This window comes from Thalassospira sp. (genome assembly GCF_002709775.1).
In the GTDB taxonomy this organism is placed as follows: domain Bacteria; phylum Pseudomonadota; class Alphaproteobacteria; order Rhodospirillales; family Thalassospiraceae; genus Thalassospira.
This window is the reverse complement of record NZ_PAQR01000034.1, coordinates 76,577-103,398: the sequence shown is the minus strand read 5'-3', so window position 1 is coordinate 103,398 and position 26,822 is coordinate 76,577. Positions and strand designations below refer to the sequence as shown.

Sequence of the window (26,822 nt, the reverse complement as noted above, 5' to 3'; positions counted from 1 at the left end):
CAAGGGAGGAGGCCCGATCATGACAGATACAAGCCCCGACCCGTCAACGGGTGACGGCAGCATCGCCGTCCACGCCCGGATCGAAGGCCGGGTGCAAGGTGTATGGTATCGCGCCTGGACCGTCGAAGAAGCCCGCAAACGTGATCTCACCGGCTGGGTGCGCAATCGCAAGGACGGCTCGGTCGAGGCGGTGTTTTGCGGCCCGGTCAAGGTCGTGCAGTCGATGATCACGGCTTGCCACGAAGGCCCGCCCCATGCGCGCGTCGATCGCATTCACGAAGAACCGGCGCTCGAAGACGGGTTTGCCACGTTTGAAAAGCGTCCGACCGCATAAAAGACCCCCCAATTCAAACAATTGGCGCCTTTATCAAAGTGTTTCCAGAAGCCTTTTTCAGCAGGAATGTTGAAAAAGGCTTTTTCTTTATCGTAGTGCGGTGGCATGGTTATGCAATCCTGTCTGCATGGTCAGTATCCGTGCACTCGGGAAATCAACAGGGAGACTACATATGACCTTTATCGCAAAATCATTTGGCGTGGCGGCCATTGTCGCGACCAGCGCGCTTGTCGCCTTTGGCGCACAGGCAGAGCCGGAACAGAATGATGGCCTCAATGGCACGCTGTGGCTGCAGACCTCGGTCGAATACAAAACGACCGCCATGTCGGTTTATGCCGGTGCCACCCGCTTGCTCGATGCTGCCATTGGCGATCATGACTGGACCGCCGCCCTTGAGCAGGATGGCAGCTATTCCACCAAGCCGCCGGCGGTTATCCTTGATGTCGATGAAACCGTTCTCGATAACTCCACCTATCAGGCCTGGGTTGTTGCCGAGAAAACCCATTACAGCTCCAAAACCTGGGCAGCGTTTGTTCATGACATGATTTCCACCCCGACCCCGGGTGCACTGGAATTCACCAAGGCGGCTGCTGCACGTGGTGTTGAAGTCTTCTATGTCTCGAACCGCAAGGCACCGGAAGAAGCACCGACCATCGAGAACCTCAAAAAATATGGCTTCCCCTATGCGGATGAAAAGCACGTCATGCTGCGTGGCGAAGTCGAAGAATGGGGCTCCAACAAAACCCCGCGCCGTGCGGCGGTGGCCGAAGATTACCGCGTGATCATGCAGTTCGGTGACAACTTCGGTGACTTCACCGACGAAATCGATGGCTCGATTTCCGAGCGTCTCGAAGTCATGGAAAAATACGGCAATTACTGGGGCGAACGCTGGTTCATGCTCCCGAACCCGAGCTACGGTTCCTGGGAATCCGCAGCCTTCGGTGGCGATTGGGGCAAGTCCGGCGACGAACGCCGTCAGGACAAGATCAACGCCATGACCCCGTGGGGCGGTCCGGCTGAATAATCGTCGACCCTGAGCACACAGAAGGGCGCCTTGTTCATCGGGGCGCCCTTTGTTCTGGCCGATCTGCGGGCTTCATCTTTGCCGCGCATTGATGTTAGGGTCGTTGGGCCTAAGCCACTTTGCCCGCGCCACCCCGCAGGATGCCATGAAAGCGACTGCCGCCACCCCGCATCGCGATCGTCTTCCATTGGCTGTCGGAACGATCATATTTACCGTCTTCGCCCTGTCACTTGGCGATGCGCTGATCAAGCAATCCAGCAGCCAGTTCGTGATCTGGCAAATCTTTGTCATCCGGTCCGGGATCGCCATTCCCTTCCTTGTCGGATATCTGGCAATTCGATCGCCATCGGCCTTGCGCCTTGGTCGGGCTTTTGGCTGGACCGCCTTGCGCAGTCTTCTGCTGGTGATCATGTGGGTTTGTTATTACCTGTCCCTGCCGCATCTGACCCTGTCGGTGGCAGCCGCGACCTATTACACCTTGCCGATTTTCATCACTTTGCTAAGTGCTGTTGTCACCCAAACCGCGATCAGTAAAACCGGCTGGTTTGCGGTTGTGATCGGCTTTGCTGGTGTCTTGTTCATCCTGCGTCCAGATGCCGGAAACTTTAATGGCTATGCGCTGTTACCGCTATGTTCGGCCATGCTCTATGCCTGCGCGATGATCTTGACCCGCACCAAATGCCGGGGTGTTCATCCGATCAAACTCTCGCTTGCTCTCAACATTGCCTTTGTGGTGGTGGGTGCCGTTGCGGCCGTCGTGATCAGCATGCTCTCTGATGACATGCGGCAGGGCTTTCTCCTTGCCCCCTGGACCAGCATGACCCTGAACGGGTTGGGCACGATGGCCATATTGGCGGCCTCGATCCTGATTGGCAGCATCGGGGCGGCAATCGCCTATCAGAATGGCCCGCCGGCCATGATCGGGACGTTTGATTTTGCCTATGTCGGGTTTTCGTTTGTCTGGGGTGTGCTGTTCTTTGCCGAAACCCCGGATGCCTTGTCACTGATCGGGATCATCATGATTGTCGCCGCCGGGATAATGTCACTGCGGCAATAAGGCTGGGGTTCGGGTTATTTCAAAACCCATGAAAAGGCGCGTTTAAGCTCCGCTTCACAGTTCGTATCGTAACACCGCCCATGCGCCAGCACGACGTAATCCGGGTTCCAACCAATCATGGTTTCAACCGCCTTGCGCACCCCGTCCTTGTACCCGGCAAAGGTCAGGCGCATGTCGCGCGGCGTGCTGCCATGCGGATCCATGGTGCCAAACAGTTCGACCATAAACCGCCAGATCGGGTTGTGGATCTTGGCCGCTTCAAAATTCTCGATCAGGTCGGTCAGGATCAGGGTGTTTGAGGCTTTATGGAAAAACACCGCCTCATTCAAATAACTGCCGCGCACCAGAACCTGTTCGATCTCACCGGCCCACTCAGGCTCCGGCGTATCGGCAAGCTCCGCATCAAACGCAACCGATATGCCGACGGATTTTGCCCGCTTGATCACACCGGGCGCGCAATAGGCTGTGGCGTGGGGATAGGCCTTCTGCCAGTCCGGCACCCCGGCATAATGGATGGTGTTGGGCGCGATCAGATAGGCGACCTCGCCCAGTGCATCGACCTCGGTCTTAAGCGCATCGGTCAGTCGGATGGGCGAATGGACAAACAGCTTGCCATTGGCCAGCCGGATGACGGTCATGCGGGTCGGAAAGGGCAGTTTCACGCCGCAATACTGAAACCCGATCACCGGGCCATCAAAGATCCAGACATCGGGCGCAATCTGTTTCGCGGTATCAAGCGGCGCATAGGGTTCAACGGAAAACATCGGTTCTTCACCGTGCGGAATGGTGGGCGGGTGGGGCTAGACAACCTTGCCGGGGTTAAGCCGGTTGTCGGGATCAATCGCCTTTTTAATAGCGTGCAGCAGCTTCAGCTTTTCGACACTGGCGTAATGCGCCAAATCGTCACGCTTAAGCTGCCCGATGCCGTGTTCAGCACTGATTGATCCGCCAAGGTCGGCAACGATGTCGTGGATGATCCCGTTCAGGCTTTCCCATTTCGCAAGATAAACCTGCTTGTCCATGGTGGCAGGCTGGCTGAAATTGAAATGGATATTGCCATCCCCGACATGGCCAAACGGGCAGGGGCGAATGCCGGGAATAAGCGCCTCGGCCGCCGCCATACCGCGTTTGAGAAGATCGGGCACCTTCGATACGGGTACTGACACATCATGCTTGATCGATCCGCCTTCATAACCTTGCGCCTCGGGGATGCCTTCGCGGATCGCCCACAGGTTTTTGCGCTGGGCCTCGGACTGGGCAATGGTCGCATCGCTCGCAAGCCCGATCTCGACCGCCTGACCCAAAAGATCGACCAGAAGGGTCTGCAGATCATCATCCGAGCGGGATGACGTCAGCTCGATCAACACATGCCAGGGCGTTTTGGTCGCAAGCGGGCGCGTCAGGTTCTGAAGGTATGTCACCGACAGATCATGGGCAAAATCGCTCATCAGCTCAAAGGCCGAAATACCATCGCCGGTATGACGACGCGCGAGTGCCAGCAAATCAATCGCGCATTCGGGCGAGGGCACGGCAAGCCAGGCGGTGGCGATGTGTTTGGGCTGGGCAAAAAGCTTTAGCGTCGCCTTGGTAATGATGCCAAGCGTGCCTTCAGCGCCAATAAACAGATCACGAAGGTCATAGCCGGTATTGTCTTTGCGAAGCTTCGATAAACCGTTCCACACCGTGCCGTCCGGCAATACGACCTCAAGCCCAAGGCAAAGGTCGCGCGCATTGCCATAGCGAATAACGTTCAAACCCCCGGCATTGGTCGCAAGGTTGCCACCAATCTGACAGGTGCCCTCGGCACCCAGGGACAGGGGAAACAGCAAATCCTGTTCTTCTGCAGCTTCATGAATTGTTTGCAGGATCGCACCGGCCTCAACAGTCGCTGTGAAATCACGGCCATCAATCTCGATCACCTTGTTCATGCGCTTGAGGTTGATCAGGATCTGTTTGTCCCCGGCAACCGCCCCGCCGCAGCGTCCGGTATTGCCGCCCTGTGGCACGACTGCAATGTCGTGTGCGGCACAAATGGCAACCGCCTTGGCGACTTCCTCTGTACTTGCCGGAAACAGGATGATCTCGGATGCGCCGGTAAACTTGCCACGGGCCTCACTGTTGTGGGCGGCCAGAACGTCACTTTCCACGCTGAAACCCTTGGGGCCCAGCAGGTCTTTTAGTTCCGTGAGTGCAGCTTCTGGCAGGAACGACATGGTGTTGTTCCCTTACTTGCCGTCATGCGGCGCGCGGGGGGCCGCGGCGCGTTTCAAACGGTCATTGATCGCAAGGCCGAGCCCGTCATCCGGGATCGGCGCAATCGCAATCCCGTCAAAGCGGCCTTGATCGGCTTCATGCAGCTTGGCAAACAGGTTGGCTGCCGCCTCGATATCATCGCCGGATTTCGACAGCCACAAGACCGCGTCAAATCCTTTGGTGGTGCAATCGCCAAAGCCCAGCAGCACTTCATTGCCATATTGGGCCGGATCGGCGCGGGTGGCCTCAAGCCGCACGGGCAGTCCCGGCGCATAATGGCTGCTCAGCATGCCGGGGCTTTTGGGGGCGGTGTCATCGCTGTCGGCCATGACAACATCGGTCCCAAGCAACTCTGATACCTGATCGGCCGTCACCCCGCCGGGGCGGAGCATCACCACCCGGTCGGTGGTCAGATCAATCACCGTGCTTTCAAGCCCAACCCCGCACGGTCCGCCATCCAGGATCATGCCAACCGCATCACCAAGCGATCGCGCAACGTGACCGGCCGTTGTCGGGCTGATCTTGCCAGACCGGTTGGCAGACGGGGCCGCAACCGGGCGACCCACCGCACGCAACAACTCGCGCGCCATCGGATGGGCCGGAACGCGGACCGCAATGCTCGGAAGCCCTGCGGTCACCAGATCACAAACATCGCTGTCAGCCTTGCGCGGCAGCACAAGGGTCAGCGCACCCGGCCAAAACGCCGCGGCCAGCTTATCGGCCCGCGCATCAAATTCGGCATGACGGGCGGCGGCATCACGATCGGGAAAATGGCTGATCAGTGGATTGAAGCTTGGGCGCTTCTTGGCGGCATAAATCCCCGCCACCGCATCGGCATTGGTTGCATCCGCGCCCAGCCCGTAAACCGTCTCGGTCGGGAAGGCCACCAGCTCACCGGCGCGCAGCTTCGCTGCCGCCTGACTAAGGGCACCTTCGGAATAGGGACGGATGGTAAGGGCTGGCGACATGCAACGTTCCGCGAAAAGATAATCTATCTCAAATACCTAGCGATGATGCACTGCCATGACAAGGAAGATCACGCGCAAAGCCCGCAATCAAGCCTGAAAAACCAACGACGATCTGATGAAAAATTTGCCCTGAACAGCGCAGAGCCGCCATGAAAATGGCGGCTCCATTTTACGCTCTAGCCCGGCTTCGCCCCGCGGTGGTGAAACTGGACCGCGTCGCCGTGATTCCGGCGGCTATTTACGTCACCTACACTCTGTGTGGCGATAAGGAATTGATAGCAAAAATATCGCGGAAAGTCAAGAAAACTGCGGTATGGAGCAGTTTCAAGATTTCCCGAAAAATGCGCGTTTGGTCGGTGTTGCAACGCAGGATCAGCAAGCTTTTGATGCAGCTTTGAAATTCGCTTTTGATCCCGCTTTGCGAAGGCTTACTGCTCGTACTTTACGGGCACCGACGGGCTGCGGGCGATGAAGAACGGGTTGCGGAAATCGGCCTTGCCGTAAACGAATCCTGAGCCGTCCATATTTTCGACCACGCCCCCGGCCGCAAGCAGAACCGCATGACCCGCGCCGATATCCCATTCCATGGTCGGGCCGAGCCTAGGATACAGGTCGGCTTCGCCAGCTGCTACCAAGCAAAGCTTGAGCGAGCTTCCCGCCGGGCGCAGTTCCTTGACTGCAAGATCACCCAGAAACGCTTTCATCGCCTCCGGATCGCCGTGCGAGCGGGAGCCGACCACGACAACACCGTCTTCAGGCATGTCGCGCACGGAAATGGCGGTGGTTTTGGGTTCCAGATCACCTTCGATCAATTTGGCACCATCCGGCCCGCCGTAATAAAGCTTGTCGATTGCCGGGGCATAAACCACGCCCAGAACCGGTTTGCCTTTGGCCATCAGTGCGACATTGACGGTGAACTCGCCATTGCGCTTGATGAACTCCTTGGTGCCATCAAGCGGATCGACCAGCCAGAAGAAATCGGTTTCCCCATTCACATCAGGCACATCGCCCTTGGCGGCACTTTCCTCGGACACGATTTTAACATCGGGGGTGAGTGCCCGAAGCCCCGGCAGGATCACGGCCTCTGCCGCTTCATCGGCCTCGGTCACCGGGCTTGCGTCATCCTTCGAGCGCACTTCGAAATCGGTCTGATAGATTGCCATCATCGCGGCCCCGGCCTTGCGGGCGATTTCAATCAGTCCGTTTTCAAGGGCATCGGCATCAGCGGGCAGGGCAACGGTCATGGCACTCTCGTTTATCAGGGAGATTGAACTATCCCACGGGAATAGGGAATTTTGTCCGCAAGGTCCAGCCCAGCTTTGGAGGTGCAGCGTCTTTTCAGCTCTGCTTGCCAAACCGCTCGGTCATGACGTCCTTGAGTGCGGTCATCAGATCTGAACTCACCTGATCAAGGCTGACGACAATCGCGGGCTTGGCCGGGGTGGGGCAGATGCCCGCCATGATGTCCTCGGCCCGCCACTGCACCATCAGGCTTTCCATCAGCTCAACCAGCGTGATCGCGGTCGGCACATGGTCGCTTTGAATGCTGGCCTCAAAGCTTTTGGCTTCATCACGCATGGCAAAGATCGGGCAGTATTTCTGGCCCGTCTCGGTCGTGCGCAGCAACCAGCCATTATGATACAGCGCCCAGACACCCTCCCATTCCGCAACCTCGCGGATGAAATCGGCGTAGCGTGTGTCGCCTTGTGTCTCGTTTGCCATAACGTTTAACCCTGCTGGTCCCAGAAACCGTGCGGCGAAACATCGCGTGACGATATCCCGCGCGTAATAAACCGCTCTGCGCGCATATTGGGCGACCAGTGATCCATCGCAAGCCCCGCCTTGCGCTTAAGGTGGGCGAGGAAATCTTTCGGATCGGGCAATTGATCCCAAACTTGCGGCAGGAACAAGCCCCGCCGATTACCATCCGCCAGAATAATCCCGTCCTCAAACGGCGTCAGCTTGGCGACAAAATCCGCCTCATCGGCAAAGGCAAACGGATGGGGCGGCGACAGCACCGATATCGAAAGCTCCAGATCATCATTGATTTCTTCGCGTGACAATCCGGCAAAGCGCGGATCACGGAACGCTGCCTTGAAGGCATTCTCGCAAAGGTCTGTGGCAAGCGGCGCATGCGCCATGATCGACCCGATACAACCGCGCAACTGCCCGGCCTTCTTGAGCGTGACAAAACACGCCCCCGGTGCCGAAAGTGCCGGGCCAAATTCATTTGGCGACACCGAAAGCAGCGCCCCGGTCTCAAGCCCATGCAGGATCGATTGCCGACACAGGCCCAGCATCTCGGCCCCATGCGTTTTGATCAGATGTTCGGTCGCCTTGGTAAAATCATCCTCGCCGTCCTCGTCGTCATCGCGCATCCCCGCTGCCTTTCCGTCATAAAGCGCCCAGGCGCCATAACCGACAACGCGCGATTTATCGCCGGTCACATCGCCGGAATTGCGCATGCCAAGCGTCTTGATCCGCATGCCGCGATTGCGTGCGGCAATCAACATCCCGGCGACGGGAAGCGCGCCACAGGCATCGCTGCTATCAATATTCTCGGCATCAAAATTCTCGATCATCGCGCGCGTGCGGTTATCCATCTTCTGCGCGGTGTCATAATCATGGAAATGCGACAGATCCGATGAAATCACGATCAGGGTTTCCGGCCCGCCCCAAAGCTTCTCGATCACTTCATGCACCTGGCGGGGGCTGCACCTGCTGACCAGAAGCGGCACAATGCCGATATCAGCCCCCTCGCCAAACAGGCGCTGGATAAACGGCAATTCGATCTCAAGCCCATGCTCAAGCGTATGCGCCTCATCAAGCATCTGAACATGCGGCAGTGCCAAGGCCTTTTGAAGTGATGGTAGGTCGCAGCGCATCGTGCCAAGCGGGGTGGCAAACTGATCAGCCCGCGCCAGCGCAATCCCCTGAAACGCCATGCGGTGTGCCGGGCCAATGATCACAATGCGTTTGATGGTGTCCTTGAGTGCGCGCACCGTCGCAAAGCCAAGCGCGGCCAGACTGCCCGAAAACATCAGACCCGCATGCGGCACAATGATCGCCTTGGGCGTGGCCGTTTCCTGCTGCGCGACATCCGATTGCAGGGCCGCACCCATCAGCCCGTCAATCTCGCTACGCAGCAGATCGGCATCGGCCGGATAAAACGTCCCGGCAACAGCAGGTGGGCGGATGATGGTCATTGGCGCTCCAATCGCATGACTTCCTTTGAAAAAGATAGCGATCAGGACTAGATTTTCAAAGAGGAAGCTTTGCATTTGGAAAAAGCTGATGACTGATCCCGCGATCAACACCGACACCGTCCCGGCGCGCTACTGGCACCATCTCGATGATGGTCGTATTCAGTGCGATGTCTGCCCGCGCTTTTGCAAGCTGAAAGACGGGCAGCGGGGCTTGTGTTTTGTCCGCGCCCGCCAAGGCGATCAGATGGTGCTGACGACGTGGGGGCGATCATCGGGCTTTTGCATTGATCCGGTCGAGAAGAAGCCGCTCAATCATTTCCTGCCCGGCACCCCGATCCTGTCCTTTGGCACGGCGGGCTGTAACCTGACCTGCAAGTTCTGCCAGAATTACGAAATCTCCAAAGCGCGCGAGATGGATAAGCTTTCCTCGCTCGCAACCCCTGAAATGATCGCCAAAACCGCCAAGGCCTATGGCTGCTCATCCGTCGCCTTTACCTATAATGATCCGGTGATTTTTCTGGAATATGCTGTCGATGTCGCCATTGCCTGCCGCGAAATGGGCTTACGCACCGTGGCGGTCACGGCGGGCTATATTGGTGATGAGGCCCGCGTGGAATTCTTCCGCCACATGGATGCCGCCAATGTGGATTTGAAGGGCTTTACGGATCGCTTTTATCATCAGCTCTGCTCGGCCCATCTGGGTGACGTGTTGGAGACGCTTAAATATCTCCGCCATGAAACCGGTGTCTGGGTGGAGCTGACCAACCTTGTGATCCCGGGCGAAAATGATGGTGACGCCGAATTCCATGAAATGACGTCATGGGTGCATGATGAACTCGGCCCCGACGTGCCGATGCATTTCTCGGCCTTTCATCCCGACTGGAAAATGATGGATACGCCGCGCACCCCGCCCGAAACACTGGTACGCGCGCGCAAGATCGCCATGGAAAACGGCATTCGCTATGCCTATGTCGGCAACGTCCATGACAAAACGCATAGCAGCACCTTCTGCCATGCCTGCGGCGAGATCCTGATTGGTCGTGACTGGTATCAGCTTTCGGACTGGAACCTTGATGCCCACGGGGCCTGCAAAAGCTGCGGCACTCATTGCGCTGGCGTCTTTCAGGCACAACCGGGCCAATGGGGCCCGAAACGCCTGCCGGTGCGGCTCAAAGAAACCACCTGACCACCCGTGGTCATTCCGGACTGGATCCCCGCCTGCGCGGGGATGACGATTGGGGAACACAACGACCTGACGATTTCGCTGGCGCTCTCGCGTCATATCGCTAAATTGCCGCCCAGTTTGACGCGGTTGGCAAGAAAGTACGCACAGTGGCCGGGATGAAAATTCGTAAAGCACGATTGGGCGATGTCGGGGCAATCTTTGCCATCCGAAGCCGCGTGCGCGAAAACCATCTCTCTGCCTCGGAACTCGCCGAACGCGGCATCACCAAGGCGGCCTTTGGCAAGTGGCTTTCCCAGGGCTATGGCATCTGGCTTGCCGATCTCGATGGCTCCGCCGCCGGTTTCGCGATTGCGATCCCGAGCGAGGCCACCCTTTGGGCACTGTTCGTCGATCCGGAATTTGAAGGGCGCGGTGTCGGCGCTGCCCTGCTGCGCACGGCCGAAGACTGGTTGTTTGCCCAAGGATGTAATGACATCTCGCTGACCACCGGGGCCAATCCCGGTAACCGCGCACACGGCTTTTATGAAAGCCACGGTTGGCACAGTACGGGCGATATCGAAAACGACGAGGTGGAATATATCAAATCCAACCCGTCGCTTTCGCTGTTTGATTTTGGTTGATTAACCGTGGCTTAGGCGGCCTGCGTGCTGCTGTCCGGTTTGACGATCCGTTTCAAAATCCGGCGCACCAGCGGTGCCACCACCAGCACACCCGGGAACGCAATCGCCCAGGACGACACATAGGCTCCCATCCACAATTCAAAAAACTTCGACCAGTCCGAAATCGCGATGGACGTTGCGATGCCCGAAATCAGAAAGGACTGGATGCCCGAAAGCAGGAATGCAAAGGCAACAGGCTCCAGACGGCGGGGAATAAAAGGCTGCATGGGGGTCTTCTTCCGATAATGCGAACAATATACCATAAAATTATGATGTAATGTTTTTGTTCGCAAGTCTCTGCGCAATGTCAATTTGTCCTGCACCAAAGACGATGACCAAGATCACTTGGTGCCGGTGCAGGGGCCACGCATCGCGTTCTTTTTCAACGATAAGCCTTTTCAAGCGCGTTATTCACGCTAGATTAGGAGGCAGTATTCAATGACGCAGGTGCTTCTTATAAGGCCTGCGCGCCCCGAAACATGACAGGAGTCCTGTTCACCATGAAGATCACGTTTTCCGATCTCGCCATTCCGAAAAGCGGTGCCGTAATCGCCTTTGCGACCGAAGGCGCCGATCTGATGCCAAGTGCGGTTGCACTTGATGAGGCAACCGGTGGTGCGATCACCAAGGCGATCAAGGCGTCGACCTTCAAGGGTAAATCGGGCCAAAGCCTGCAGATCCTGGCACCGGCCAATGTCGATCTGTCGCGTGTGATCATTTTCGGGATCGGCAAGGAAGCCGAATTTGACGTGATTGCTGCGCAGAAACTGGGTGGTTCCGTCACCGCACGCGCCATCTCGACCGGCGAGAAGGAGCTTTCCGTTCTCTTTGACATGGAAAACCTCGCGTCTGATTTCGCAACCGGTGCAATGCTGCGCGATTATCGTTTCGATAAATACCGCACCACCGAGACCAAGGAAGACAAGCCGGTATTGAAGGCCTTTGATATCGCCGCCCGCGATTACAAGGATGCCAAGAAACAGTTCGATGCCGCCAAAAAGGTCGTCGAAGGCGTGTTCTTCACCCGCGATCTGGTGTCCGAACCGGCCAACGTTCTCTATCCCGAAAGCTTCGCCAAGGAAGTCAAGGCACTCGAAAAACTCGGTGTCGAGATCGACATCCTTGATGAAAAGGAAATGAAGAAGCTTGGCATGGGAGCACTTCTGGGCGTTGCCATGGGTTCGGCCCGTAAACCGGCCATGGTCGTCATGCGCTGGAACGGTGGCAAGAAAAAGGACGCCCCGGTTGCCTTCGTTGGTAAGGGTGTGACCTTTGATACCGGTGGTATCTCGCTCAAACCCGCTGCTGGCATGGAAGACATGAAGTGGGATATGGGCGGGGCCGGTGTGGTGTCGGGCCTGATGAAGGCATTGGCTGGTCGTAAGGCGAAATGCAATGTGGTTGCGGTTCTGGGCCTTGTTGAAAACATGCCGTCCTCAAGCGCGCAGCGCCCGGGCGATGTTGTTACCTCCATGTCCGGTCAGACGATCGAAGTCATCAATACCGACGCCGAAGGCCGTCTGGTTCTCTGTGATGCGCTGACCTATGTGCAGGAAAAATACGACCCGCGTCTGATCGTTGATCTCGCAACCCTGACCGGTGCAGTCATCATAGCACTCGGTCATGAAAATGCCGGTCTGTTTTCCAATAATGATGATCTGGCAACCCAGATCACCACAGCCGGTCTTTCGGTTGATGAGGGCGTCTGGCGTCTGCCGCTGTCGCCTGCCTATGACAAGCAGCTTAAATCCGACATTGCCGACATGAAAAACGTTGGCGGCCGTCCGGCCGGTTCGATCACCGCGGCCCAGTTCCTCAAGCGCTTTATCACCAAGGATCGCCCGTGGGCGCATCTTGATATCGCCGCCATGGCCTGGTCGACTGCGGACAAGGAAGTCGTGCCGAAAGGCGGCACCGGCTTTGGCGTGCGTCTGCTTGATCGCTTTGTTGCTGATAACTACGAAAGCTAACCGCTATGCCCAAATGCCGTCATTCCCGCGCAGGCGGGTACGGGAATCCACGTTGGCATAGTGGGGCATGATAGCGTTGAAATATACGGGGCAGGGTGTTGATCACCTTGCCCCGTTTTCATGTTCGGGATAAAACCGCCTTATGGCTGATATCTGGTTCTACCATCTCACCAGCATGCCGCTGGAACGGGCCTTGCCCACGCTGCTCTCCAAAACGCTGGAGCGCGAAAAGCGTGCCGTGGTGATGACCGGTGTCGAAGAACGGGTCGAAGCCATCAACACCCTGCTTTGGACCTTTGATCCGGCAAGCTGGTTGCCCCATGGCTCCAAATCCGACGGCGATGCCGAAATGCAGCCGGTCTGGCTGACGACGGATGATGAAAATCCCAACGGCGCGCAATTCCTGTTCCTGACCGACCGCGCCATGAGCGACAAGGTCGGCGATTATGAACGGGTCATCATGCTGTTTGATGATCGCGATTACGATGCGGTTTCTGAGGCCCGCACCCGTTGGAAAGACTGGAAGGACGCCGGACACAAACTGTCCTACTGGCAACAAACCCCTCAAGGATCGTGGGAGAAAAAGGCCGAAAGCTGATTGTTTTTTTAATCTGGGAGGCCGCTTTGGATTCTGAACTGCTGCGCTGGGTTTGGGCTATCTCTGAACAGCTAGCTATATTTGATAGACATGACGCAAAATGGTTGGATCAAAATCAAAAAGGCGAATGGACCGCTTGCGAGCATGGGACCTGCCATGAGTTCCTCAAGAAGTACTCATTATTGAGAGGAAAGAAGGGTGCCGTTTTCTCAGGTGCAAATTGCAAAACTCGTAGGTACCTCTTAGCGCTAAGTCAGAAAGTGTACAGTCCGGCGCTGCCGACTCAGAATTGTACGGAAGAGGTCGCTCGCAGATTGGAAGAAGTAGACCATATGCTTTGCCCAACAAAGCTTGGTAGGTCTTTCAGAAAACCACAGGATGGGGAACTGCAAATGCCGAGCCTTACACTCAAGCTTTTTTGGTTTTATCAGCCGAAATATGTGCCCATGTACGATCAGTATATCGTAAAGGGGTTACGGAAAAATACTGATCTAAAGGCTTCGCATTCAGCAGCTGACTTTTTTAAGAGCTTCTTTGATTTTGCGGACGAGAAAAAGACAAATCTGGCTGAAGCTCAAAAATATATCCCGAGAATCTACCCTTATAAATATAGGGTTGTTGACAAATACTTGTGGCTTATAGGGTCGGGGCGAGAAAAGGAAATTTTAGAGAACTTTTCTGCAGGATGGAAAGCAGTTCCTTACCAATCTGGCTGACGTCCGAGGATGAAAATCCCAACGGTGCCCATTTCCTGTTTCTGACCGACCGCGCCATGAGCGAGAAGGTCGGGGATTATGAACGCGTCATCATGCTGTTTGATGATCGCGACCATGATGCCGTGGCCGAGGCCCGCACCCGCTGGAAAGACTGGACAGACGCCGGCCTCAAACTGTCCTACTGGCAACAAACCCCGCAAGGATCGTGGGAGAAAAAGGCCGAAAGCTAAGTGCAGTCGGCCTTTTGTATTTTCAGATTTCCTTGATCATCAAAACCCAGTTCCGACCCGGGTTTTCCCAATCTTCCTTCACCATTGCGCGCTTGGCGCACGCGACAAAGCCATGACGTTGATACAGGCGCATCGCACCGGGATTGCCATCTGATGCAATCAGGCTGACGGTCTTTTTGCCCGCCTGTCGCGCATTGGCCTCTGCCCGGGCAATCAGGTCGGAGCCAACCCCCTGATCACGATGGTCGGGAAATACCGCCAGCACATTGATATACCAGCTGCCCGGTGCCAGGTTTTCAAGCTCGATCAATGGCACAAACATCGCAGGCAGTTCGGACGGATCAACGGGTTCCGGCTGATCGGGTTGGGCGTAATCGACAAGGGCTGCGATGGTTTCACCACCGCGCACCGCAAGGGTGGTATTGCGATATGAAAAGCCGCCTTCATCGCGCGCGGCCCGTTTGCGCCCGACGTCAAAGGCGGTTTCATCCGCGCTTGCCATGCCCTGCCATAAATAGGCAGGCAGGCCTTCGCCAGCGATATTGATCAGTTCTGCCATCGCATCGGCATCGGATTTGGTGGCTTTGACAAAGCTTGTTGTACGGGGCAGGTGGGCAGCACCAAATTGTGCTGCCCGTGCGCTTGTCTGTTCTGCAATCATTGCTCGTATCCAGTTCTTTTGATTTTTAAGGCTCTATTGCGCCGAACCCGCAAGGCGGGGAAAGGCATGTTTGGTCATGGCCGCGACATGACGGTGGTCAGTACCGCAACAGCCGCCCATCACCGCCAGATTGGGCAGCAGATCGACCAGATCGTGATAAAGCTGACCAAGCTCGTCGGGATCGCCGTCATCCAGATGTTCACAGGCATCCAGTTCGGCGTGGCTTTGGCGTGATGCATTGGCACGCACCCCGCAAATGCGGTTTTTCCAATCGCCATGTTCTTTCAGCCGGTCGCGGAAATGATCCGGATGGGCGCAGTTGATCATGTAATAGGCCGGGTATGCCCCGGTCTCGTCATCGACCATTTTGATGGCTTCGCGCAGTGTCTCGCCACTTGGCAAATTGCCGTCGGTCTCGACCGTAAACGCGATTACGCACGGGATATCGACATCCCGGCAGGCCAGGGCGATGCCCATCGCTTCCTCTGGATAGTTGATGGTCACGACCGAAACCAGATCGACACCCGCCTTGGCAAATGTCACGATTTGCGGTGCGTGATAGGCGCGCGCCTGATTGACCGTCATACGATCAGACGGCACATAGCCATCCCCACGCGGGCCGATATTGCCGCTGATCAGGCATGGTGTTGCCGCACTATGATAACGATCACGGAGGTCGGTCATGAGTGCGATCGCCTTGTGGTTCATCTCCGCCAAGGCCGCCTCGTCATAGCCAAGCTTGGCGCCCCAATCGCGGTTGGCGCGCCATGTCGGGCTTTCAAGGATGAAGCCCGCTTGGGCGTTCTTTGCCAGTTCGAGGTAACGCTCGTAATAGGCGGTGATATGTGCGCAGCCTTCTTCGGTTTTCAGAAGGTCGAAGGATGCAAAATGGGGAAGATCGATCCCGTCATGAAAGATCAGGGTGGTTTCAAGACCGCCATCGGTGATGAATTTTGCCCTTCCGTGCGGCGGCAGGTGCGGATTACGTGTGCTCATATGTCCGAATTTCAGTTTTAGGTTTTAAATTTTCTACCGTTTGGGTATGTAAACCCGGGTCGGAAATCTCGCCCTGATTGGGTTTTGCTTCTAGTGGGCACACGGTCAGGTTTTTCAGATTTCCAAAAACATATTCAAAACAAGTGGTTATGAAAGATCCGGTGTTTTTCGGCGCGGCCAGGGTGGCCTATCGCGACGAAAAACTGTACCGGCGGTAGGGTAAGTGATGACCGAGCACGCAAAACTGAGCATCACCGACACATTCGGTGGCCCCAAACGCAAGGGCGAGCGCACGCGCGAACGCATTCTTGAAATTGCCTCGAACTCCGTTCTGGAAAAGGGGTTCGGTGCGACCTCGATCGAGGAAATCATTGCCGAGGCCGGGCTGACCAAAAGCGGATTTTTCTATCATTTCCGCGACAAGAACGAACTCGCTCGCGCGCTGTTGCAGCGCTATATCGAACAGGATGACGAAATCCTCGATCAGGTGTTTGATCGCGCCCGCGAACTGGTCGATGATCCTCTACAACAACTGCTCGCCGCCCTTAAAATGCTGGCTGAGGTGCTTGAAGACCTCCCCAACGGCCATCCGGGCTGCATTGTTGCGGTCTATTGCTATCAGGAACGCCTGTTTGACAAGGAAGTCCGCGACCTCAACCGCCACGCCGTTCTGGCTTGGCGCATTCGGTTCCGCGCCATCCTTGATGATATCGCAGGCCAGTATCAGACGACCGAGCCCGTCGACCTCGAACAGGTTGCCGACATGATTTCAACCGTGCTTGAAGGCGGCATCGTCATGTCAAAGGCGCTTAATGAACCGCGCAAGCTGGCAGATCAGGTCATGCTGCTGCGCAGTTTCCTGAAGCTGCTTTTCACCCAGCGGGCTGCTAGAGATAAAACACATAAGTTACTGTAATTTAGTATGTAATCATACATGCCATGCGTAAAATGCATGATTTTACCTGTTGAAGAATGACATCGGGTCAGATAGACAGTGAGGTGTTGAACGCGCCGATTTGCTCCTCAGCTTGCGGGCGCGCTAAAAATGCGGCTAAAGCGAGAGGGCGTATATGCTCCGTATGTACGACCGCCTCGGTTAAGCCGCGGCGGTTTTTTTGTATCTACGGAAAGGTTGAGACCCATGATCCGGCTCTCGAACGTCCATAAAACATATGCAGCCCGGCGTGGCAGTGACGAACATATCGCCTTGCGCGGCATCAATCTTGATATTGCAGCAGGCGAAATTGTTGGCGTCATCGGCCGTTCCGGCGCAGGCAAATCGACATTGATCCGCTGCATCAACCTGCTTGAAACCCCGACATCCGGGACGGTCACGGTTGATGGCACCAATGTTACGACACTTTCCAAACGCGACTTGCCGCTGTTCCGCCGTCAACTCGGCATGGTGTTCCAGCATTTCAACCTTCTGTCTTCGCGCACCGTGTTCGATAACATCGCACTGCCGCTTGAACTCGCCGGGGCTTCCAAGGCCGATATTGCCAAGGCGGTTGATCCGCTGCTCCCGTTGGTCGGGCTTGAAGAAAAGCGTGATCGCTATCCGGCCGAACTGTCAGGTGGTCAGAAACAGCGTGTCGGTATTGCGCGCGCGCTGTCATCCAACCCCAAGGTTCTGCTGTGTGACGAGGTCACCTCCGCCCTTGATCCGGAAACCACCCGCCAGATCCTCACACTGCTGAAAGACATCAACAAACGCCTTGGTCTGACCATGGTCGTGATTACGCACGAAATGGCGGTGGTCAAGGCGCTCTGTGATCGTGTGGCTGTCATGGATGGTGGCGTGATTGTCGAAGAAGGCGCTGTCGAAGGCATCTTTGCCGATCCCAAACACGCGACCACCCAATCGCTTCTGGCCGATGAATTCATGGATTTCCGTGCCGGATCGGATGCGAACAACACCCCCAACACGACCACCGGTGCCGCAGCCGGGCAGGAGGGCTAAGTCATGTTTTCAACCCTTGCACCCATTCTGCTGCAGGCTACTGGCGAGACCCTTTATATGGTCGCAGTGTCGCTTTCGATTGCCACCCTGTTTGGCTTGCCGCTTGGCGTCTTGCTGGCAACATCCGGCCGGGGCGAGCTGTTTGAAGCGCTCTGGTTCCAGCGTGTTTTTGGACCGCTGGTCAATGCGACCCGGTCCGTGCCGTTCATCATTCTGGCGGTGGCCATCATTCCCTTTACCCGTTTCGTTGTCGGCACTTCAATCGGGACCTCTGCTGCCATTGTGCCATTGACTGTGGCGGCCATCCCATTCATTGCCCGCATCATCGAAGGGGCAATGCGCGAAGTTGATGGCGGCCTGATCGAGGCGGCCCAGGCCATGGGTGCCCGTCCGGTTCAGGTCGTGGTCAAGGTTCTCCTGCCCGAAGCGCTGCCCGGCATCATTCACGGTCTGACCCTGACTGCGGTGACCCTGATTGGCTATTCCGCAATGGTCGGTGCTGTTGGCGCCGGTGGTCTGGGCGATCTTGGTATTCGCTATGGCTATCAGCGTTTCCGCCCGGATGTGATGGCAGCAGTTGTGATTACCCTGATTGTCGTTGTGCAGGCCGTACAAAGCTTTGGCGACTATCTGGCGCGTAAGGCAGACAAGCGAAACATCTGATCCTCTGATCGAATGAAATTCAGAATGTGAGGATTGCTCACGTTCGCCAAATTCCCGCACAAACCCAAAAGAAAACAAGGAGTTTTACAATGCGGTTTCTGTTTAAACTGACGGCGGCTGCCGTCCTCGCATCGGCCCTGACCGGTCAGGCGCTTGCGAACGAAAAAATCAAAATCGGCGTCACCCCGGGTGCGCATGAAGAAGTCATGGAAGAAGTCGTCAAGGTCGCGGCCACCAAGGGCCTTGATATCGAAATCGTCAGCTTCTCGGACTATGTCATTCCCAACCAGGCGCTTGATGATGGCGATCTGGATGCCAACAGCTTCCAGCACCTGCCGTATCTTGATAACCAGATCAAGGATCGCGGCTATGAGCTGTCGGTGGTTGGCTACAACATCCTGACCCCGATGGGCATTTATTCCAACAAAATCAAAAGCCTGGATGAACTGCCAGAAGGTGCCGAAGTCGGCATTCCGAACGATCCGACCAATGGCGGTCGTGCGTTGCTCGTCCTGCAGTCCCATGGTCTGATCAAGGTCGATCCGGCGGTTGGTCTGGTTGTCAGCCCGCTTGATGTCATTGAAAACCCGAAAGATATCAGCTTTGTCGAGTTGGATGCTGCCCAGCTGCCGCGTTCGCTTGATGATCTGGATGCCTCGGCGATTAACACCAACTATGCGCTTGAAGCCGGTCTGAACCCGATCAAGGATTCGATTGCAATCGAAGGCAATGACAGCCCGTATGCCAACGTGATTGTCACCCAGACCTCGCGCAAGGACGAACCGTGGGTCAAAACCCTGGTTGAATCCTATCACGATGAAGCGGTCCGCAAATTCATCGAAACCAAGTATGAAGGATCGGTCCTGCCGGTATTCAAACTTTCTGAATAATCGTCTGCATTATTCAAAATAATTGAAAAATCCCGCAGGGTTTGCGCCTTGCGGGATTTTTTTATGACCCGACCGATGGGGGATTAAGATCAAATTGTATGAGGATTTGATCGACCGTTCATCAGACGTCACCAAACAGGACATGTTCGGCGGTCAGATCATCCTTGTTGGTATCCTCGATAATCACGCCAAATGTCCATGGATCGCCATTGCTGAAATCGACATAGAGGTCATCGCCGGTCTGGGTGGTGTGATCAAGGAAGCTTTCGAAATCCGTGATGCCGGAGCGTTCCTGAAGATCGCTTGTTAGAAGCAGCGTATCGTGCCCGATGTCACGCTGCACATCGCGAATTTCGTCATAATAATCTTCGGTCTCAAACCCGATAATCCGGTCACGGCTTGAGGCCTCTGCATCGAAAACGAAGGTATCCGGGCTACTATTGCCTTCAAGCCAATCATTTCCCGCGCCGCCAGACAAAAGGTTTTCATAGAAAACCGGATTGCCGCCGGGGCCGGCACGCAGCGTATCATGCCCATCGCCGCCATAAAGCAACACGTCGCGCGTTTCACCGGTCAGCGTGTCATTTCCGGCCTCGCCGTAAAGGTTCTCGCCAAACATGGTGTCGTCGCCGTCACCGCCATAAATGGTGTCATTGCCGCGATTGCCGACAAGACGGTTGTCCAGGTCATCACCAATAATCAGGTCGCTTTGATTGCTGCCATCGACATTTTCGATATTGATGAAATGATCGCCGGTACGCCCCGTGCCGGTTTCAAGGTTGATGACCGGTTGCGGGCCGTATTCGCCATAGGGTGCATCATTGCCCCATCCCGCGATATAGCTGATGGTGTCGATCCCGTCACCGCCATCAAAGATATTGGTCCTGTCCTCGGAAAAGTCGGTGCTGGCCGCGGCATAGAACGTATCATCGCCGCCTTGTCCCTGCATGACGTCACCGTCATCGGTGCGGTTGTAGATCTGATAAAAGGCGTTTTTGCCTTCATCGCCGATCAAGACATCGCCATAGGTCGTATCGCGGATATCTTCGATATTGCTGTATCGGTCGCCCTCGGCATCACCGCCCAACCCGATCCCGGTCGTGAGATTGACGTAAACGCCCCGGTTTGATGGATCTTGCGTGAAGCCGAACGTGATTTCATCGCGACCGGGGCCGCCATCAATCACATCAGCGCCCGATCCGCCATTGAGTTCGTCATTGCCCGACCCGCCAAACAGCGTATCGTTTCCGGCACTGCCATTGATGTCGTCATGTCCGGCACCGCCATCAAGCGTGTCATTACCAAATCCCAGCTCAAACAGGTGATCGTTGCCGCCAAGGGCCTGGACATAATCGTCGCCCTCGCGGCCATATATCCGGTCGTCCTGTTCTGTCCCGATAATCGTGTCGTTGCCGTCGGTTCCATAGATGTTGTCAACCATGACCATCTCCTGCGTGGAATACCTTTACCCCGGCAATTCAAGGTTGCTTCGCAATTTTGGCGACTTGATGGCTATGTGGATGACTGTGTAGGTGGCAGGGCGAGATCCCCGCCTTCGCGGGGATGGCAGAACCTTGCGGGTGTTCTTTGCGTCGTCACTCCCGCGCAGGCGGGAGTCCACGGTGCTGCGGTTTTCATTGATCGGAAAAAGGGGGAGGGGGCTTTTTTTGGTTACCTTTTTTCTAGTCTAAAAGGCGTTAGAAAGGTTGAGCAGTAAGTCGCTATGGTTGCAATAAAATCTTGTCGTTTGTTCGCATAACGTTCTACACTGATGCAATGTCAAAACTCATTACAAATAGCCAGATTTTAGGCGAGCTTGGCGAGACCGCTGTAAAGAAGCGTTTCTTAACCATGGGCTTTCAGTTTGATGGTCGTTCAAGGCTGGAAGCAGGAATTGACGGTATTGCTGAGGTAATGGACCGTGGCAAACCGCTTGCCAAAATGATTGCGGTTCAGGTGAAAGCAACTGACAGCGGAAAGTACGTCGCCGAGGACGAAGCTGGTTTCAGCTATACAGTTCGAGAGAAAGACTTGGACTATTGGCGCCGCTCAAATTTACCAATCATCCTAGTTCTGTATCGACGATCTGACGAGAGCTACTACTGGAAACAAATCGACGTCAGTGTGGGGGTGGGGGTACGAAAACTTCGGTTTGATAAGGTGCTCGATATTCTGAACAACGAAGCTGTTGATCGGCTTGCTGCCCTGACTGTACCAAAAGCCGGTTTTGGATATTATGTTCCTCCATTGGGAAAGGGCGAGGAGGCTCTCGTCAATATTCTCCCCGTGAAGCTACCTCCTGAAGTTTATGTTGCTTCAACTCAGTATAACGCGAAACGGGCGGCTGCTATTCTATTAGATGATGAACAACCAGCTCGCTTTGATTGGGTTATAAAGGGCGGCTCTTTCTGGTCGTTTCACGATCCCAGAACGTCAGTTTGTCGCGATATCGTCGATTTGGACCAAGTCGAAGCTATTGAAACAGAATTATTGGCATTTCATGAGGATATAGACGAGCAAAATAACTTTGCGTTCTTACTTCGAAAAGCATTACAGCACCAAGTTCAGCAAGATATTGGCTGGAGTAAAGATCGTCGCCTTTTTTATTTTAGAGCGCTAGAAGCCAACACTCCGCGAATCTTCTACTATGATGCCGCAACACGCAAAGCTGACGCTCAAGTTGTTAATGTTTCCAGAAACAAAGAAGATAAAAGTCGTACTAACTTCGTAAGACATCACGCATTTATGCCGCGTTTCGAACTGATCGCGGATCAGTGGTACTTAGTAGTTAGTCCGACATACTATTTTACAACAAACGGGTTCATCCCGCATTCGTATCCTGAGGCACTCTTATCTGGCAAAAAACGGCTGGATAATAGTGCATCACTGCGTGGGCAAGTGATCATGTGGCATCGCTTTCTCACACGCGCCGAAAAACAATCCAATGACTTGTTTGCTCCAAAAGAAGTCGAGGTAAATCCGCTAAACTTTGGAGAACCTCCTAAGATATCGCTTCCAACAAGAGTTCCTGAGGATGTGTGGGGCTCTTCGAAGCAGAAAGAATATACCGAGACGGACCAAGAAGAGATGGAAGTTTGATGGATTTCAAAAGCGACATTCTCGAAGAGCCATTACTGGAATTTGGAGAAAAGCATCAACATCCGGATCCGCGGTTGGGTCTTTTTGAAGCAGGTCCACTTCAAACACATCCTGGAGATGCCATAAAGGTAGGGGTTGTTGGCTCGTCGAAGACCGTGGAGGATACGAGGAAGTATTTTGCCGCCGCAATAGTTGGGTTTGAAGGTAAATCGGCAAAACACCCAAACCTGCATCCTGAATTCCCCGGACTAGGAAATCAAAACCCGTTTCGCTGCAAGTTTGAAGTTGAAGAAGCTGCAACTGCTACGATTTCACAAATCAAGATTGAGCAAATTCGAAAGGAGCCTCATCAAGCAATTGCAGTTGAGATGGCTGTTGACGAAATCGTAGCGCAACTCAAAACCCTTGAGGACGGTAGCAACCGTCCTGACGTTGCGGTTATTGCTCTTCCAGTTGAGCTAATTGAACGTGTTTGGAACGCGAAAACAGATACTAAGAGTTCAGTTGAGGATGGCGATAGTAGCGGTTCAGATGCGCCCAATTTTCGGGGAATGCTGAAAGCAAAGGCCATGGGGCTGCAGTTTCCCATTCAAATTGTTTGGGAAGACGTCTTGGATAAGAACGCTAAAATCCCTGAGAAAGTGAAAGAAAGTAGTCATCGCAAGATTCAGGATGAAGCAGGTCGAACATGGAATTTATTGACGACGCTGTACTACAAAGGCAGCGGTCGCATTCCTTGGCGCAAGGCTCCAGTAGAGGGTGAATTTGCTGCTTGTTATATCGGCGTCAGTTTTTACAGGGAAGTTGGGGGGCAGCAGCTTTTCACCAGTGCTGCTCAGATGTTTGACGAGCGAGGTCGTGGCTTTATTCTGAAAGGTAATCGGGCGCATACGGAAACTCGTGGTAGACATCCTTACATGGCTCGAGAGGATGCCCACGACCTTATTGCTCATGTGCTATCCGAGTACAAGCGGCACCATAAACATTATCCTGCACGGGTGATTGTACTAAAGACATCGCGCTTTAGAGATGACGAAGCTGAAGGCATTATAGAAGCGCTGGCGGAGGCAGAAGCTGAGTTTACTGATTTAGTGTGGGTACAGGAGTCATACTCAGTCAAAGTGCTGCGTGATGGAAATTACCCGGTGCTGAGAGGAACATTTGTTGATTTAGGGGGTAAAGGATTACTTTATACGAATGGTAGCGTTCCTTATTACGGCACCTACCCGGGCCAATATGATCCGCGCCCACTTTTACTTTGTCCTCATAAGAAAAGCGACAGCACAATCTCACAGATTGCGCAGGAAATATTTGCACTCACAAAAATTAATTGGAACTCCACCCAAATGAATCAGCGACTTCCGATTCCTATTAGAGCTTCGAGAAAGGTTGGAGAGGTTTTGAAGTATCTCAAGGATGGTCAGAGCGTCAGCACTGACTACCGAAAATATATCTAGGTATTGAACGTTCGGGCTTGAGCTTGCTTTCAACTTACTACCTACAGAAAGCATAGCTTAACCATACAAGACATAGGCTTTTACGCCACCATCGCGTCATATTCTTCCTGCTTGTCCATCCATTTCTGTTCGATCATGGCAAGGTCGTTTTCGAGTTTGCCGAGTTCGAGCTGGATGTCGGAGAGTTTTTGGGCGTTGGCGTCTTCGTAAAGGGTCGGGTCGGCCATTTTTTCTTCGATTGCGGCTTTGCGTTCGGAAAGCTTTTCCATCTGTTTTTCAAGCTTTTCGATTTCGCGTTTGACCGGGGCGGCGACTTTACGTTTCTCAGCCGCCTGCTGGCGTTCGGCCTTGCGGTCGCGTTTGGCGGGTTTGCCTGCGTCGTCGCCCTTATTCGCGCGGCGTTCCATGCGTGCACGATCGAGAAGATACTGGCGGTATTCGGCAACGTCGCCGTCAAACGCCTTGACCGTGCCATCTGCCACCAGAACCAGACGATCCGCACAGGCTTCGATCAGATAGGGATCGTGGCTGATGATGATCACCGCACCCTCATAGGCATTGAGCGCATGGTTGAGCGCATCGCGGCTGTCGATATCAAGGTGGTTGGTCGGCTCATCGAGGATGAGCATATGCGGGGCATCGAGCGTCATCAGGGCAAACAGCAGGCGCGCCTTTTCACCACCCGAGAGGTCCTTGACCTTGGTGTCGCCTTTCTGGCCTTCAAAGGCAAAGCGGCCGAGTTGAGCGCGGACCTTGCTTTCGATGACGTTGGGCATGAGGGACGCCATATGCTGATAGGGCGTTTCATCACCGCGCAGCTCGTCCGTCTGGTGCTGCGCAAAATAGCCGATGCGCAGTTTGCTTGATGCGGCCTTTTCACCCGACATCAGTTTCAGGCGGTCCGACAGCAGCTTTGCCAGTGTCGACTTACCGTTACCGTTGGCCCCGAGAAGGGCGATGCGGTCATCCATGTCGATGCGCAGGCTGATATTGCGCAGGATCGGTTTGCCTTCCTCGTAGCCGACGTCGCCATCATGGATATTGATCAGGGGTGGCGGCAGTTCCTTGGGGCTTGGGAAGTCAAAGGTAATGCCGCGATCCTCGACCACCGGGATGGCCGGGCCCATTTTTTCAAGCATCTTGACGCGACTTTGCGCCTGCTTGGCCTTGCTGGCCTTCGCACGGAAGCGGTCGATGAAGGATTGCAGATGCTTTTGCTGGGCGATCTGCTTTTCGTAATGCTTGGAGGCCAGTTCCATCTGTTCGCGGCGTGTCTTGGCGAATTTGTCGTAATTGCCACCATAAAGCGTGACCGTGCCGTCATGCAGATGGGCAATCGATTTGACCACCCGGTTGAGAAGATCGCGATCGTGACTGATCAGGATGATCGTGCCGGGATAGTTGATCAGATAGTTTTCAAGCCAGATGGTGGCTTCAAGATCAAGGTGGTTGGTCGGCTCATCGAGCAGCAGCAGATCCGGGCGCAGGAACAGCGTCGCGGCAAGCGCCACACGCATGCGCCAGCCACCCGAGAAATCATCGCACGGGCGTTGCTGGGCATCAGCATCAAAACCAAGGCCCGAAAGGATCGAGGCCGCGCGGGCTTCGGCCGTGTGGGCGTCGATATCTGCCAGACGTGTGTGGACCTCGGCAATGCGGTGCGGGTCGGTGGTGGTTTCGGCTTCTTCAAGCAAGCTTGCGCGTTCGGTATCGGCTGCGAGAACGGTTTCAATCAGCGAGCGTTCACCCGCCGGGGCTTCCTGTGCGACGACACCCATGCGCGCGCGTTTGGACATGCGGATATCGCCGCCATCGCCCGGCAATTCGCCCGAGATCAGTTTAAGCAGTGTCGATTTCCCCGCGCCATTACGGCCAATCAGGCCGACTTTGTGCCCGTCCGGGATGGTCAGGTTGACCTGATCAAGAATGACACGGCCGCCAATGCGGTAGGTCAGATCGGTAATTTGCAGCATGTTCTCTTTCGCCGGTATCGGGTCGTTTTCGGGGCATTATCGGGGGAATCGCAAGGATTTCTGTGCTTTCAATAGGGCAGGAGCGTGTTTGACGCAAGGATTCTTCAAATTGTCATCGCAGCTGTGATTTCGATGACAGGACGGTGCGAAAACAGCCGGGAACCGCAGTTTCATGCCTTTTGGCGACATTTTGCAGGCGAAACGGGTGAATGCAACGGCTGCAGGTCTGCTTTGCAGCGGTAGAACTATGTGTTGCGTTGCGATCCAACCCCGTTTATATAGCGCCAACCTTCGGGTCTGTGGATGATAAGGGCGGTCTTTGGTACCGCCTTTATCTTCCGCAGGCCCTTTGTGCTCGGGGGGCCTTACGGGGTCCTCTTTGGGGGTAACGAATTTTTACAAAGCTTAGGTGAAACCAATGGCTGTCGAACGCACTCTTTCGATCATCAAGCCGGACGCAACGCGCCGCAACCTGACTGGCAAAATCAACGCCGTCATCGAAGAAGCTGGCCTGCGCATTGTCGCACAGAAGCGCGTCGCTCTGACCCGCGCTCAGGCTGAAGGTTTCTATGCAGTTCACAAAGAACGTTCGTTCTTTGGCGAGCTGGTAGACTTCATGGTCTCTGGCCCGGTTGTTGTCCAGGTTCTCGAAGGCGAAGATGCCGTCGTTAAGTACCGCGAAGTAATGGGCGCAACCAACCCGGCGAACGCCGAGGAAGGCACGATCCGCAAACAGTTTGCAGAATCCATCGAAGCGAACTCGGTCCACGGTTCGGACTCGCTCGAAAATGCTGCAATCGAAATTGCATACTTCTTCGCTCAGACCGAAATCGTCGGCTAAGCCTAGAATACAGAATTCTCCGGTTCTTCCGGATGCAAAAACGCCCCGCACATTGCGGGGCGTTTTTTGTTTGCGTGATGG

The 26,822-nt window shown here is 55.1% G+C and carries 27 protein-coding genes and 1 pseudogene; 17 read left to right on the top strand and 11 right to left on the bottom strand.

What is annotated here, in order from left to right; genetic code table 11:
- Positions 1-19: 19 nt before the first annotated feature.
- From CMO10_RS13020 to CMO10_RS13010, 3 genes are all read left to right on the top strand, one after another.
- Positions 20-334: an acylphosphatase gene (locus tag CMO10_RS13020; RefSeq protein ID WP_297022862.1), complete on the top strand. Its 315-nt coding sequence runs from the start codon at positions 20-22 to the stop codon at positions 332-334.
- 172 nt (positions 335-506) lie between these two features.
- The gene (locus tag CMO10_RS13015) at positions 507-1,358 is read left to right on the top strand and encodes a 5'-nucleotidase, lipoprotein e(P4) family (protein WP_297022859.1); all 852 of its coding nucleotides are present in this window, start codon (positions 507-509) and stop codon (positions 1,356-1,358) included.
- Positions 1,359-1,503: 145 nt separating this feature from the next.
- Complete coding sequence (locus CMO10_RS13010) at positions 1,504-2,415, top strand: DMT family transporter (protein WP_297022856.1); 912 nt, start codon at positions 1,504-1,506, stop codon at positions 2,413-2,415.
- A 14-nt stretch (positions 2,416-2,429) separates the two neighbouring features.
- Here CMO10_RS13010 and CMO10_RS13005 read toward each other — a convergent pair whose 3' ends face one another.
- Genes CMO10_RS13005 through CMO10_RS12995 form a run of 3 tightly spaced genes read right to left on the bottom strand, consistent with a single transcriptional unit; the run spans position 2,430 to position 5,636 of the window.
- The gene (locus tag CMO10_RS13005) at positions 2,430-3,179 is read right to left on the bottom strand and encodes a DUF4336 domain-containing protein (RefSeq protein WP_297022853.1); all 750 of its coding nucleotides are present in this window, start codon (positions 3,177-3,179) and stop codon (positions 2,430-2,432) included.
- Positions 3,180-3,215: 36 nt separating this feature from the next.
- Positions 3,216-4,628 (bottom strand): FAD-binding oxidoreductase, encoded by a 1,413-nt coding sequence (locus CMO10_RS13000; RefSeq protein WP_297022851.1) that lies wholly within the window; start codon positions 4,626-4,628, stop codon positions 3,216-3,218.
- 12 nt (positions 4,629-4,640) lie between these two features.
- Entirely contained in the window at positions 4,641-5,636 is a 996-nt protein-coding gene (locus CMO10_RS12995) for an L-threonylcarbamoyladenylate synthase (RefSeq protein ID WP_297022849.1), read from the bottom strand.
- Positions 5,637-5,785: 149 nt separating this feature from the next.
- On the opposite strand from CMO10_RS12995, the gene CMO10_RS12990 reads away from it, so the two are divergent.
- On the top strand, positions 5,786-6,034 hold the full coding sequence (locus CMO10_RS12990; protein ID WP_297022846.1) for a hypothetical protein: 249 nt from the start codon (positions 5,786-5,788) through the stop codon (positions 6,032-6,034).
- 30 nt (positions 6,035-6,064) lie between these two features.
- On the opposite strand, the gene cysQ is transcribed toward CMO10_RS12990, so the two are convergent.
- The 3 genes from cysQ to amrB all read right to left on the bottom strand — a co-directional run bounded on the left by cysQ (position 6,065) and on the right by amrB (position 8,842).
- Positions 6,065-6,880 (bottom strand): 3'(2'),5'-bisphosphate nucleotidase CysQ, encoded by an 816-nt coding sequence (gene cysQ / locus CMO10_RS12985; protein WP_297022843.1) that lies wholly within the window; start codon positions 6,878-6,880, stop codon positions 6,065-6,067.
- A gap of 94 nt (positions 6,881-6,974) precedes the next feature.
- Positions 6,975-7,358 (bottom strand): DUF2750 domain-containing protein, encoded by a 384-nt coding sequence (locus tag CMO10_RS12980; RefSeq protein ID WP_297022840.1) that lies wholly within the window; start codon positions 7,356-7,358, stop codon positions 6,975-6,977.
- Between the two features lie 5 nt (positions 7,359-7,363).
- A complete protein-coding gene (gene amrB / locus CMO10_RS12975) occupies positions 7,364-8,842 on the bottom strand; it encodes an AmmeMemoRadiSam system protein B (RefSeq protein ID WP_297022837.1) in 1,479 nt (492 codons plus the stop codon).
- 88 nt (positions 8,843-8,930) lie between these two features.
- Between amrB and amrS the strand changes: the two genes are divergently transcribed.
- Positions 8,931-10,028: an AmmeMemoRadiSam system radical SAM enzyme gene (gene amrS, locus CMO10_RS12970; RefSeq protein ID WP_297022836.1), complete on the top strand. Its 1,098-nt coding sequence runs from the start codon at positions 8,931-8,933 to the stop codon at positions 10,026-10,028.
- A 155-nt stretch (positions 10,029-10,183) separates the two neighbouring features.
- Positions 10,184-10,648 (top strand): GNAT family N-acetyltransferase, encoded by a 465-nt coding sequence (locus CMO10_RS12965; protein ID WP_297022834.1) that lies wholly within the window; start codon positions 10,184-10,186, stop codon positions 10,646-10,648.
- An 11-nt stretch (positions 10,649-10,659) separates the two neighbouring features.
- On the opposite strand, the gene CMO10_RS12960 is transcribed toward CMO10_RS12965, so the two are convergent.
- Complete coding sequence (locus CMO10_RS12960; RefSeq protein ID WP_044828463.1) at positions 10,660-10,914, bottom strand: DUF2798 domain-containing protein; 255 nt, start codon at positions 10,912-10,914, stop codon at positions 10,660-10,662.
- A gap of 273 nt (positions 10,915-11,187) precedes the next feature.
- Here CMO10_RS12960 and CMO10_RS12955 point away from each other — a divergent pair, with 273 nt between their 5' ends.
- From CMO10_RS12955 to CMO10_RS12940, 4 genes are all read left to right on the top strand, one after another.
- On the top strand, positions 11,188-12,657 hold the full coding sequence (locus tag CMO10_RS12955) for a leucyl aminopeptidase (protein WP_297022830.1): 1,470 nt from the start codon (positions 11,188-11,190) through the stop codon (positions 12,655-12,657).
- A 142-nt stretch (positions 12,658-12,799) separates the two neighbouring features.
- On the top strand, positions 12,800-13,255 hold the full coding sequence (locus CMO10_RS12950; RefSeq protein WP_297022828.1) for a DNA polymerase III subunit chi: 456 nt from the start codon (positions 12,800-12,802) through the stop codon (positions 13,253-13,255).
- 26 nt (positions 13,256-13,281) lie between these two features.
- Positions 13,282-13,971, top strand: a complete 690-nt coding sequence (locus tag CMO10_RS12945) for a hypothetical protein (RefSeq protein ID WP_297022826.1) — start codon at positions 13,282-13,284, stop codon at positions 13,969-13,971.
- Positions 13,941-14,201, top strand: coding sequence for a DNA polymerase III subunit chi (locus CMO10_RS12940; RefSeq protein WP_297022824.1), 261 nt, complete (start codon positions 13,941-13,943; stop codon positions 14,199-14,201). The genes CMO10_RS12945 and CMO10_RS12940 overlap by 31 nt, the downstream gene beginning before the upstream one ends.
- A 22-nt stretch (positions 14,202-14,223) precedes the next feature.
- Here the strand turns inward: CMO10_RS12940 and CMO10_RS12935 are convergent, their stop codons facing one another.
- Together CMO10_RS12935 and CMO10_RS12930 are read right to left on the bottom strand one after the other, a co-directional pair.
- Positions 14,224-14,862 (bottom strand): GNAT family N-acetyltransferase, encoded by a 639-nt coding sequence (locus CMO10_RS12935; RefSeq protein WP_297022821.1) that lies wholly within the window; start codon positions 14,860-14,862, stop codon positions 14,224-14,226.
- 33 nt (positions 14,863-14,895) lie between these two features.
- Positions 14,896-15,858, bottom strand: a complete 963-nt coding sequence (locus tag CMO10_RS12930) for a homocysteine S-methyltransferase family protein (protein WP_297022819.1) — start codon at positions 15,856-15,858, stop codon at positions 14,896-14,898.
- A gap of 226 nt (positions 15,859-16,084) precedes the next feature.
- Between CMO10_RS12930 and CMO10_RS12925 the strand changes: the two genes are divergently transcribed.
- From CMO10_RS12925 to CMO10_RS12910, 4 genes and pseudogenes are all read left to right on the top strand, one after another.
- The gene (locus CMO10_RS12925; protein WP_297022815.1) at positions 16,085-16,774 is read left to right on the top strand and encodes a TetR/AcrR family transcriptional regulator; all 690 of its coding nucleotides are present in this window, start codon (positions 16,085-16,087) and stop codon (positions 16,772-16,774) included.
- 225 nt (positions 16,775-16,999) lie between these two features.
- Positions 17,000-17,728: pseudogene (locus CMO10_RS12920) on the top strand (methionine ABC transporter ATP-binding protein); the annotation flags it as partial.
- 93 nt (positions 17,729-17,821) lie between these two features.
- Positions 17,822-18,481, top strand: a complete 660-nt coding sequence (locus CMO10_RS12915; protein WP_044828469.1) for a methionine ABC transporter permease — start codon at positions 17,822-17,824, stop codon at positions 18,479-18,481.
- A gap of 89 nt (positions 18,482-18,570) precedes the next feature.
- Positions 18,571-19,371 (top strand): MetQ/NlpA family ABC transporter substrate-binding protein, encoded by an 801-nt coding sequence (locus CMO10_RS12910; RefSeq protein ID WP_297022812.1) that lies wholly within the window; start codon positions 18,571-18,573, stop codon positions 19,369-19,371.
- Positions 19,372-19,492: 121 nt separating this feature from the next.
- On the opposite strand, the gene CMO10_RS12905 is transcribed toward CMO10_RS12910, so the two are convergent.
- Entirely contained in the window at positions 19,493-20,812 is a 1,320-nt protein-coding gene (locus CMO10_RS12905) for a calcium-binding protein (protein ID WP_297022809.1), read from the bottom strand.
- A 335-nt stretch (positions 20,813-21,147) separates the two neighbouring features.
- Between CMO10_RS12905 and CMO10_RS12900 the strand changes: the two genes are divergently transcribed.
- Both CMO10_RS12900 and CMO10_RS12895 read left to right on the top strand, forming a co-directional pair.
- Entirely contained in the window at positions 21,148-22,470 is a 1,323-nt protein-coding gene (locus CMO10_RS12900; RefSeq protein ID WP_297022806.1) for a DUF4365 domain-containing protein, read from the top strand.
- Entirely contained in the window at positions 22,470-23,927 is a 1,458-nt protein-coding gene (locus CMO10_RS12895; RefSeq protein ID WP_297022803.1) for an argonaute/piwi family protein, read from the top strand. The genes CMO10_RS12900 and CMO10_RS12895 overlap by 1 nt, the downstream gene beginning before the upstream one ends.
- Positions 23,928-24,007: 80 nt before the next feature.
- On the opposite strand, the gene CMO10_RS12890 is transcribed toward CMO10_RS12895, so the two are convergent.
- Positions 24,008-25,900 (bottom strand): ABC-F family ATP-binding cassette domain-containing protein, encoded by a 1,893-nt coding sequence (locus CMO10_RS12890; RefSeq protein WP_297022800.1) that lies wholly within the window; start codon positions 25,898-25,900, stop codon positions 24,008-24,010.
- Positions 25,901-26,318: 418 nt separating this feature from the next.
- Here CMO10_RS12890 and ndk point away from each other — a divergent pair, with 418 nt between their 5' ends.
- On the top strand, positions 26,319-26,741 hold the full coding sequence (ndk, locus tag CMO10_RS12885) for a nucleoside-diphosphate kinase (RefSeq protein ID WP_008891250.1): 423 nt from the start codon (positions 26,319-26,321) through the stop codon (positions 26,739-26,741).
- The last annotated feature ends 81 nt before the right edge of the window (positions 26,742-26,822 follow it).